11 protein-coding genes are annotated in these 9748 nt (G+C 34.5%); 8 read left to right on the forward strand and 3 right to left on the reverse strand.

The annotated features are described in order from the left end of the window. Together ACI9TV_RS15040 and ACI9TV_RS15045 are read right to left on the reverse strand one after the other, a co-directional pair. On the reverse strand, positions 1 to 346 hold a 346-nt coding region (locus tag ACI9TV_RS15040), incomplete at its 3' end, for a hypothetical protein (RefSeq protein WP_415251642.1). Positions 347 to 354: 8 nt separating this feature from the next. Then, positions 355 to 1407, reverse strand: a complete 1053-nt coding sequence (locus tag ACI9TV_RS15045; protein WP_415251643.1) for a lipase family protein — start codon at positions 1405 to 1407, stop codon at positions 355 to 357. Positions 1408 to 1571: 164 nt separating this feature from the next. Here ACI9TV_RS15045 and ACI9TV_RS15050 point away from each other — a divergent pair, with 164 nt between their 5' ends. After that, the gene (locus ACI9TV_RS15050; protein ID WP_415251644.1) at positions 1572 to 2597 is read left to right on the forward strand and encodes a dipeptide epimerase; all 1026 of its coding nucleotides are present in this window, start codon (positions 1572 to 1574) and stop codon (positions 2595 to 2597) included. A gap of 4 nt (positions 2598 to 2601) precedes the next feature. Next, on the forward strand, positions 2602 to 4050 hold the full coding sequence (gene pyk / locus ACI9TV_RS15055) for a pyruvate kinase (RefSeq protein WP_415251645.1): 1449 nt from the start codon (positions 2602 to 2604) through the stop codon (positions 4048 to 4050). Positions 4051 to 4086: 36 nt separating this feature from the next. On the opposite strand, the gene nhaA is transcribed toward pyk, so the two are convergent. After that, positions 4087 to 5418: a Na+/H+ antiporter NhaA gene (nhaA, locus tag ACI9TV_RS15060; RefSeq protein WP_415251646.1), complete on the reverse strand. Its 1332-nt coding sequence runs from the start codon at positions 5416 to 5418 to the stop codon at positions 4087 to 4089. Positions 5419 to 5484: 66 nt separating this feature from the next. Here nhaA and modA point away from each other — a divergent pair, with 66 nt between their 5' ends. The 6 genes from modA to ACI9TV_RS15090 are packed head-to-tail and all read left to right on the forward strand — an operon-like array spanning position 5485 to position 9686. Further along, positions 5485 to 6228, forward strand: a complete 744-nt coding sequence (modA, locus tag ACI9TV_RS15065; RefSeq protein ID WP_415251647.1) for a molybdate ABC transporter substrate-binding protein — start codon at positions 5485 to 5487, stop codon at positions 6226 to 6228. Further along, the gene (locus tag ACI9TV_RS15070; protein WP_415251648.1) at positions 6228 to 6626 is read left to right on the forward strand and encodes a TOBE domain-containing protein; all 399 of its coding nucleotides are present in this window, start codon (positions 6228 to 6230) and stop codon (positions 6624 to 6626) included. Before modA ends, ACI9TV_RS15070 begins: the two co-directional genes overlap by 1 nt. Continuing rightward, positions 6623 to 7318 carry a molybdate ABC transporter permease subunit gene (modB, locus tag ACI9TV_RS15075; protein ID WP_415251649.1) on the forward strand — a complete coding sequence of 232 codons (696 nt, stop codon included), beginning with the start codon at positions 6623 to 6625 and terminating at the stop codon, positions 7316 to 7318. Before ACI9TV_RS15070 ends, modB begins: the two co-directional genes overlap by 4 nt. Then, a complete protein-coding gene (locus ACI9TV_RS15080; protein ID WP_415251650.1) occupies positions 7315 to 8163 on the forward strand; it encodes an ABC transporter ATP-binding protein in 849 nt (282 codons plus the stop codon). The genes modB and ACI9TV_RS15080 overlap by 4 nt, the downstream gene beginning before the upstream one ends. Before the next feature lie 22 nt (positions 8164 to 8185). After that, complete coding sequence (gene cysK, locus ACI9TV_RS15085) at positions 8186 to 9115, forward strand: cysteine synthase A (protein ID WP_415251651.1); 930 nt, start codon at positions 8186 to 8188, stop codon at positions 9113 to 9115. After that, the gene (locus ACI9TV_RS15090) at positions 9102 to 9686 is read left to right on the forward strand and encodes an aminotransferase class IV family protein (protein WP_415251652.1); all 585 of its coding nucleotides are present in this window, start codon (positions 9102 to 9104) and stop codon (positions 9684 to 9686) included. The genes cysK and ACI9TV_RS15090 overlap by 14 nt, the downstream gene beginning before the upstream one ends. The last annotated feature ends 62 nt before the right edge of the window (positions 9687 to 9748 follow it).

Raw genomic sequence — 9748 nt, forward strand, 5'->3', positions numbered from 1 at the left:
ATCTTTTTTTGTTGATTTGTTTTTGTAGTTTTGGACCCATTTTAATTAAAAAAGTTAATCGCTCTTTCTTGTCATCTGTAGTGACTATTTGATTCCAGTATTTTTCAACTTTTTGATTTGAGAAAACCTTTTTAGCAAAAATAGGAATCCATTCATCTTCAATAAATTTATCAACATCTTCTTTTTTTTGATCAAAAAACTTATTTAATAGGTTTATATGAGTATTCTCAATTGATGAAATCTTTTTACCAAGTTCCATTGACAAAGTTGGTGCTTCAGGTGGTATTGATACACATCCTGTTAATAATAAAGCTACTAAGGCTAGTGCTATTTTCTTTAAATACATATTTTCTCCTAATTAATTTTTTGTTTATAATATGCAATTGACTGTAATTTCTTACGATAAACGACCATGGAATGATCAGATGGAATCTTTGAATAATGTTTTATGTTGGAAAAATATGCTCTAAATCTTCGTAAAAAACTGACAGAATATAAAAGTCTTGCATCTCCAAAATTCCCATTTTCTATGTTAGTTAAATACCTCATATATCCTACATGGCTATATCCACCAAATTTTGATTCTAATCTTTTACTCCACGAATCGCCAAATGTTGGAATAAATTTTACCAACAGAGAAGCTATGTCTATTAAATCACTTCCAGGAGGTAACATAGTAACAGGGTCAGCAGAATTTACAAGTCTATATACTGGTGACCTGATACCTAACATCCATCTTTCATCTCCAATACGTGGTGAACCATAAGTGTAACATCCCGCAATTTGAGGGTAAATTAACTTCTTAGTAGCAACAGTAGCTAGTGCACCACCAAGACTATGTCCAGTTATAAAAAGAGGTTTATCTTTGAGGTTTTGATTAATATAAGTCTGGATTTGAGTATGAACATCATTAAAAGCACTTTTAAACCCTCGATGTATTCTCCCACCCGTTTCACAAGATGTTTGTATTGCATCTAAATCAGATTTTATATCAGCTATACTTGTTGGTTCTGTACCTCTAAAAGCTAGTACATAAAATTCCTCACTTGATACAAGTATAGCTTGTGTTCCTTTTTCATCAAAAGTTTTCTCAAGCTTTAAATTTAATAGTACTAAATCAGATTCTAATATTTTCCTTTCTTTCTCACTGTCATAAGCTAATAAATCAATGAGCTTATATATATAAGAAGCTTTTTCCTTACCTAACAATTTAGTAGCATTTTTAATTAATTTTTTATTAGTTGAATCTAATAATGGTTCATTGAATTTTATATATGCAAGTTCAGATAAACATGCCATTATCATAGAAGTTCTATCACTATATGCTTGTCTGTAGGATGGTATCTCTTTAGATAAAAGTTTTTTTATCTTTTCATGTTCTTCGGCTCTCTCAATTATTACTGACATTTGTACTCCTAACATAATAAATATTTATAGGAAAATCCTATCATAAGTGTGTCACGTCTAGTGTCACAAGTCATTTAATTTATAAATTAAAGTGTTTTTTCATTATTTAACTATTATGTTGTATAAATTTGAATACTATATAAGAAAGAAAACAGGTCAGTTAAGTGAAAATAAAAAGTATAGAAACACAGTTAAAGACCATTCCCCTAAAAACTCCATTTATTACAGCACTTCGAAGAGTTGAGAATGTTGAGTTTGTTAGAGTACATGTAGCATGCGACAATGGCTTTGAAGCTATTGGTGAAGCTCCTGCAACTAAGGCAATAACGGGTGAAGGGCTTGAGGATATTTTAAGTTCTATTGAGTCTGTAAAGTTAAGTTTGATTGGTACTTCACCATTAGAAGCTTTAGAAATTCTTCACAAGAGTAGTATTGGAAGTAGTGCAAAAGCAGCTTTAGATATGGCTTTTGTATGGCTTTTTGCACGAGAAAAAAACCAAACTCTTTTTCAGTACTTCGGTGAAGAAAACATATGTACCTTGCAAACAGATATTACAGTGAGTTTGAAAGATTACAATTCAATGATTGAAGATTCTATTGCTTACTTTGAAAAAGGTTTGCATATTTTAAAAGTAAAACTTGGGAGCGATATTGCTCATGCGGTTAAAGTAACAAAAGAGATTGCCCATAAACTCCCAGAAGCAAAACTGATTATTGATGCAAATCAAGCTTGGAGTTTGGAAGATTCTTTAGCGTATATTGAAGCGGTAAGAACTGTGAATATAGAGTTAATTGAGCAACCTGTAATTGCAAAAGATATTGAGTCTCTAAAAATTATTACGCAAAAATCTCATATACCAATACTTGCAGATGAGACAGTCTTTACACTCCAAGATGCAAAAAAAGTTATAGAGTCTCAATCAGCAGATATGATAAACATAAAACTAATGAAATGCGGTGGATTGAGTAAAGCAGTAGAGGTTTTAGAATACGCTAGAGTGATGAATGTGAAATGCATGTTGGGCTCTATGCTTGAAGGACCGTATTCTATTAACGCGGCACTTCACCTAGCAATGGCGTATAGAGATGTTATAGCTTATATAGACCTTGACAGTCCTCTGCTTTATAAAGAAGCATCGGATGATTTAGAGTTTGATTTTAATGCTTCAGAGATAAGATATAAAGGATGATAATATGAAAAAAAGAACAAAAATACTAGCAACCATTGGGCCAGCATCAGACTCTTTAGAGATGATAGAAAAACTTATGCTTGCTGGTGTAAATGTTTTTCGTCTTAATTTTTCTCATGGAACGCATGAATACCATTATGAAGTTTTACAGCGTATTAGAGAAGCTGAGAAAAAAAGTGAACTTTTTGTTGGGGTACTTCAAGACATTAGTGGACCGAAGATTCGGGTAGGTAAACTCAAAGAACCTTTTAATCTTGTTTATGGAGATACAGTTGAATTTCTCCAAGAAGAGATTTTAGGGCATAAAGTTTTATCAAATTATTATAAAACCTGTATTAATCATCCGCATATCTTATCTCAGTTAAAAGTAGGCGAGTTAGTCTATCTTTATGATGGGATCATTCGTACAAAAGTAACAGAAGTCACTTCAACTAGTGTGAAAGTTCAGGTACAAAATGCAGGAAGACTCTCTTCTAGAAAGGGTGTAAACTTTCCAAATACCCGTTTAGGTATAGATGTTCTAACTCCAAAAGATAGAGTTGATATGCTTTGGGGTATAGAAAATGATGTTGATTTTATGGCTATTTCATTTGTTCAAGATGCACAAGACATGATAAATGCAAGAAACATTATAGAGGAGCATAATGCCAATATTGAACTCTTCGCAAAGATTGAGAAATTCGATGCAGTTGAAAATATTGATGCAATACTAGAACATAGTGATGGACTTATGGTTGCACGTGGAGACTTGGGGATAGAAGTTCCTTTTTACGAAGTTCCCGCTCTTCAAAAGATGCTTATAAAAAAAGCGAATGAAGCCTCAAAACCAGTTATTACTGCTACGCAAATGCTACTGTCTATGACAACTAACGAAACAGCCACTAGAGCTGAGATAAGTGATGTAGCAAACGCGGTTCTAGATGGCACAGATGCAGTAATGCTCTCAGAAGAGAGTGCTATGGGAGTAAACCCTGTTTTAGCTGTTGAGACGATGATGCAAACGATTCAAGGTGCAGAGAAGATGTATCCTTATAATAAATGTTCCGTATTTGAGATTAGAGATGCAACAGATAGTATCAACGAAGCAGCAGTGAGGCTTTGTGAAGATATAGATGCATGGGGATTTATTGCTCTAAGCGTATCTGGAACAGCGGTGAAGAAGCTTTCACGTTACCGTCCACGACATGATATCTATGCAGTTGTCCATAATATAAAAGTGGCTAGATTTTTAACGATATGTTGGGGCGTAGTACCAGCTTTTTTTGTAAAAGAAGATTCTCTTGGACAGGTCTTATGTGCAGTGATGAATCAAGGATTAGAGAAAAAGATTTTACATCTTGATGAGAGCTATATACTCACAGCAGGGGATCCTGTTGGAGTAGAAGGTGCTACAAATATGATTCGTATTTTAAGGCAGCATGAGATGGAATTTTTTCAAGGACTTAAGGATTAAGTTCTTCTTCAATATCATTACTTTTATATTCTTGATCTATACTTTCTTAGCACTTAGTCTGAGCCAAGTGTAACCAACAATGCCGGATATTAAAGAAGCAGCTAAAATTCCAACTTTTGCTTGAAATATGAAGACATCATTTCCTAAAAAAGCTAAGTCTGCCACAAAAATAGACATAGTAAATCCAATTCCACCTAAAAAAGCAACACCGAATATTTGACTCATAGTAGTGTCTTCAGGGAGTTTTGCTACACCTAGCTTTACAGCTATCCATGCTACACCAGCGATACCTAAAACTTTACCTAAGATAAGACCAAAAATAATACCAAGTGAAACTGGAGTGAGAATAGTCTCTTTAATAGATGCAAGGTCTATAGATATACCAGCATTTGCAAGTGCAAAAAGAGGGATAATGATTAAACTTATTGGAAGGTGCAGGTCATGTTCAAGTCTTGCAGATGGCGAGCCAACTGAGTCTATTCGATCTTTAAGATTAAGAAGGATTGCTTTTTGGTTTTCGTGCATTGTATGGTCTGTCGCGACTGGATAGTTATCATATTCATCAAGTAGATTTTTTGCATGTGAGGTGAAGTCTACCGGAGTTAATTTTGGTGTAGATGGTATTGTTATCGCGGCAATTACACCAGCGATTGTTGCATGTACACCAGATTCAAGCATGAAAAACCACATAATAACTCCAAATATAAAATATGGGAATACTGTATGTATTCCAAATCGATTAAAAGAAAGCATGATTAAAAAAGAGACTATAGCCAAGCTAAGTGGCAAAAAGTGAATTTGTTCTGTATAAAATATGGCAATCACTAATACAGCACCCAAATCATCAACGATAGCAAGTGCAACAAGAAACGTCACAAGTGCTGGTGAAACACGTTTACCTAAAAGTACAAGTGCCGAGATGGCAAAGGCAATATCAGTTGCCATTGGGATTCCCCAGCCATTTTCTCCTTCACCCCCGTAGTTGATGCTTAGGTATATGAGTGCAGGTAAAACCATTCCTCCAATTGCAGCTAGTATTGGTAGCATGGCAACCTTTATGTTTGATAGTTCCCCTGCAAGAATTTCACGTTTAATCTCAAGTCCTATCATAAAGAAAAAGATAGCCATTAAGCCATCATTAATCCAATGGTGAAGAGAGTGTGATAGCTTCCACTCGCCAACATTAAAATCTATATTTGTATGAAAAAAATGTGCATAAATATCACTTAAAGGAGAATTTGCAAGGATTAAAGCCAAAATGGTTGTGCCCAGTAATACTAAACCAGTAGTTGTTTGTGCATGTAAAAAGTGTTCAAAAGGAGTAGAGATCCTCGTAAAAGCTTTTTCCCATGGAGCATAGAGTTTCATAGATATTTCCTTGAATATATTGGAGTGATTATAACAAAATTTGCTTATTTAGTGTAAAATAGCCTTATGATAAAAACACTTTTACTTTTTTTTCTTCTTCAATTCTCAGTTTTCGCTGAGACTATAAATCTTGCACTCTCTGCAAATGTTTCGTATGCTATTAAAGCACTTACTAAAGAGTTCAATAATTTGTACCCAAATGTGAAAATCCGAGTGATAGTTGGAAGTAGTGGAAAACTCACAGCGCAGATAAACAATGGTGCTCCTTATGATATCTTTATGTCGGCAAACATGAAGTATCCGAAGGCTTTATTTATGAGCGCAAATGCAATTACTTCACCGAGTGTGTATGCGCGGGGTTCTCTTGCATACCTAAGCGTGAAAGAACGTGATTTTTCCAAAGGTTTAGATATTCTAAACACGAAAGAAATTTCAAAGATAGCAATCGCAAATCCCAAAACTGCACCTTATGGAAAAGCAAGTTTTGAAGCCTTAAAGAATGCAAATCTTTTAGAAAAAATAAAGAGTAAGATTGTGTATGGCGAATCAGCCGCACAAACTCTGTCTTACACAGTTTCAGCTGTGGATATTGGCTTTGTTGCGAAGTCTTCACTTTATTCGCCGAAGCTAAAGCGATTTAAAAAAGGTGTGCATTGGGAAGAGGTGGAAAGTTCTTTGTATAAGCCAATAGAACAAGGTATAGTACTCCTTAAAAGAGCTAAAGGTAAGAAATCAGCACAAGACTTTTATGATTTTATTTTAGGTAAAAAGGCTCAAAAAATATTTATAAAATATGGGTATGAAATTTAATGAGTATTTTACGAGCAAGTATCAAAAAAATCCAGAATGTAGAAAATTTAAATCTAGTAACATTTGATTTTAATGGGATAGATTTAAAAATGATGAGCCTTGGACTAGGAGAAGAGGTTCAAGTTGGCAAACAAGTGACTCTGGCAATAAAGCCTAGTTCTATTGCCATTGCCAAAGAGTTTAGTGGTAAAGTAAGTTATGCAAACAAGATTCATGCGAGTATACTTGAGGTAAATAATGGTGAATTACTCTCTAGCATTAAACTCCAAGCCAATGGAAATATTTTTGAATCTTTGATAACATGCGAGGTGTCTAAGCAGATGAAACTAGAAGTTGGAGATAAAGTTATCGCGCTTTTAAAAGCAAGTGAATTATCTATCTCAGAGATTATTTCATGATAGAATTTTTTACTAATCTTGAACTTACTCCATTTATTTTATCTTTTAAATTAGCAGGATTAACGACCTTCATTCTCTTTGTGATTTCCTTGCCTCTTGCTTGGTTTCTTTCTCAAACATCTTCAAAAGCAAAGCCATTTATAGAAGCCTTGACAGCTTTACCAATTGTTTTACCCCCATCTGTTTTAGGGTTCTATATCTTAGTCTCTCTTTCACAAAACTCTCCGCTTGGAAGTTTTTTTGAAAATGTTTTTGGTGTTAGCCTTGTTTTTAATTTTACCTCGTTGGTAATAGCTAGTTGTTTTTACTCACTTCCCTTTATGGTACAACCGCTCCAAGGTGGATTTGAATCGATTAACAAAAATATGCTTGAAGCATCTTATATCGCAGGAAAATCACAGATGCAAACTCTTTTTAAAGTTGCATTACCAAATATGAAACCAGCAGTTTTAACTGCTATCATCATTACATTTGCGCACACGGTTGGCGAATTTGGTGTAGTTTTAATGGTTGGGGGAAGTATAGATGGCGAAACAAAGGTTGCCTCAGTTGCGATTTATGAGATGGTTGAGATGATGGATTATGAAGGTGCTCATATTTATAGTGCTTTGATGATTGTAATGAGTTTTGTAATACTTTTGCTTGTCTATACTTTTAATAGCTCTAAGAGAATTGGTGGGTTTCACAAATGATTAAGATAAATATACAAAAGAAACTCCATGGAACAAATGGTTTTATGGATTTAGATGTAGACTTTGAGATTAAAGAGGGCTCCTTTGTAGCTTTAAGTGGTCTAAGTGGAAGTGGGAAAACAACATTACTTCGAGTCTTAGCTGGACTTGAAGATTCTCAGGGAGAGATTAAAGTACATAAAGAAATTTGGCAAAATAAAAATACAATGATGAGAGTACAAGACAGAGAGATAGGTTTTGTTTTTCAAGATTATGCACTTTTTGATAATATGAGTGTTGAAAAAAATCTTTTATTTGTAAAAAAAGACAAAGAACTTGCAAAGCAACTTTTAGAACTTACAGAATTAACAGAGCTCAAAGGTAGAAAACCGAACACTTTAAGTGGTGGACAAAAACAGAGAGTTGCTTTGTGTAGAGCTATGATGAACGAACCAAAATTACTTTTGATGGATGAGCCTTTATCTGCGCTGGACCCTGCAATGAGAATGAAGTTACAAAATGAAATTTTATCACTTCATAAAAAGTTTGGAACTACGACTATTATGGTTTCACATGACCCGATAGAAATATATAAACTCGCACAAAGAGTGATAATTCTAGAAAATGGAAAAGTTATAAGTGATGGAAAACCAAAAGATGCACTTGTTAAAAGAATAGGTTCTCAAAAGTTTTCATTTGAAGGTGAAGTACTCGATATTGTGCAAATTGATGTGATTTGGGTGGCTATTATTGCGATTGGTCAGCAGTTGGTTGAGGTAGTTGTAAGTGCCGAAGAATTAGAGAGAATGACAATCGGTGCAAAAGTAAAAGTTGGTACGAAAGCATTTTTACCAATTATAGGATAGAATACAAAATAAGGATTTAAGAATGGCAAAAATAGCAAAAAATATTACAGAACTTGTAGGAAATACTCCTCTGGTTAGGCTTAATACTCCCTCTGAATTGACAGGTGCAACAATACTTGGTAAATGTGAGTTTATGAATCCAACTTCATCGGTTAAAGACAGAATCGGATTTAATATGATTCGTCGTGCGATGGAATCTGGTGAAGTTACAGAAAATACAACAATAATAGAACCGACAAGTGGAAATACAGGAATTGCACTCGCTGCAAACTGTGCTGCACAAGGTCTTAAACTTATTTTAACAATGCCTGACTCTATGAGTATTGAAAGACGTAACTTACTTAAAGCTCTTGGTGCTGAGCTTGTACTTACTCCTGCTGCAAAAGGAATGAGTGGTGCAATATCTAAGGCTGAAGAGCTTCAAGCTCTTACGCATGACAGTGTTATTTTACAGCAGTTTGAAAATCCATCAAACCCTGAAATTCATACACTTACAACTGCCGTAGAAATTTTAGAAGATACACAAAGCGAACTTGATGCTTTTGTTGCAGCTGTTGGAACTGGTGGAACTATTACTGGAACATCTCAAGTTTTAAAAGAACATATTGCTAACATCGCTATTATTGCAGTGGAACCGACAGATTCGGCTGTACTCTCAGGAGAATCAGGTGGACCACATAAGATTCAAGGTATTGGTGCTGGATTTGTTCCAGGAATTTTAAATACTGAGGTTTATAGTGAAGTTATTAAAGTGTCCAATGAAGATGCTTTTGAAACTGCTCGAATGTTAGCAAAAAAAGAAGGTCTTCTTGTTGGAATATCAGCAGGTGCAAATGTTTGGGCTACAATGCAAGTAGCCGCCCGACCTGAATTTCAAGGTAAAACTCTTGTAACTATCCTTTGTGATACTGGCGAGAGATATTTAAGCACTACATTATTTGCTGAAGAATAGTTTTTTAGAAACCATCAAGTCAATTGATGGTAGAGTATCTAATATTTCTTACCATCAAAAACGCTATGAGAGTGTTTTAAGCTCTCTTGGTATATCCGTATATAAAAACCTTCAAGAATACCTCCATCCACCTTCAAGCGGTCTATACAGATGCAGATTAGTTTATACTCTAGACTCCATTTCTGTTACGTACCATGCATATACAAAAAGAGATATTCACTCCTTACGGTTAGTGTACGATAACACAATAGAGTATGCAAAGAAATTAACTGCTCGGGATAGAATAAATGAGTTGTTTGAGTTGAGAGAAGAATGCGATGATATTTTGATTGTAAAAAATGGACGTATTACAGATACAAGTATTGCGAATGTAGCATTTTATAAAAATGATATTTGGTACACGCCTGCTTCACCACTTCTACGAGGAACAACAAGGCAGAGACTCCTAGATGAGGGGTTTTTACACACTGCAGATATAAATGTAGAAGATTTAAAAAAGTATTCACAAATTGCCTTACTCAATGCTATGATAGATTTTGATATAATTGCAAGTATAAGTTATAAATATTAAGGATACAACGTGCTAGAGAGCGTAATTAACGATAAAAATTTTGCCTATTTAATGCAAAAAAA

Source organism: Sulfurimonas sp., from assembly GCF_047622445.1.
In the GTDB taxonomy this organism is placed as follows: domain Bacteria; phylum Campylobacterota; class Campylobacteria; order Campylobacterales; family Sulfurimonadaceae; genus Sulfurimonas.

What these genes read in the sequence shown, in the direction of transcription:
- ACI9TV_RS15045 (WP_415251643.1), bottom strand. Translation starts at nt 1,407, where the DNA reads ATGTCAGTAATAATTGAGAGAGCCGAAGAACATGAAAAGATAAAAAAA.
- pyk (WP_415251645.1), top strand. Translation starts at nt 2,602, where the DNA reads ATGAAAAAAAGAACAAAAATACTAGCAACCATTGGGCCAGCATCAGAC.
- nhaA (WP_415251646.1), bottom strand. Translation starts at nt 5,418, where the DNA reads ATGAAACTCTATGCTCCATGGGAAAAAGCTTTTACGAGGATCTCTACT.
- modA (WP_415251647.1), top strand. Translation starts at nt 5,485, where the DNA reads ATGATAAAAACACTTTTACTTTTTTTTCTTCTTCAATTCTCAGTTTTC.
- ACI9TV_RS15070 (WP_415251648.1), top strand. Translation starts at nt 6,228, where the DNA reads ATGAGTATTTTACGAGCAAGTATCAAAAAAATCCAGAATGTAGAAAAT.
- modB (WP_415251649.1), top strand. Translation starts at nt 6,623, where the DNA reads ATGATAGAATTTTTTACTAATCTTGAACTTACTCCATTTATTTTATCT.
- ACI9TV_RS15080 (WP_415251650.1), top strand. Translation starts at nt 7,315, where the DNA reads ATGATTAAGATAAATATACAAAAGAAACTCCATGGAACAAATGGTTTT.
- cysK (WP_415251651.1), top strand. Translation starts at nt 8,186, where the DNA reads ATGGCAAAAATAGCAAAAAATATTACAGAACTTGTAGGAAATACTCCT.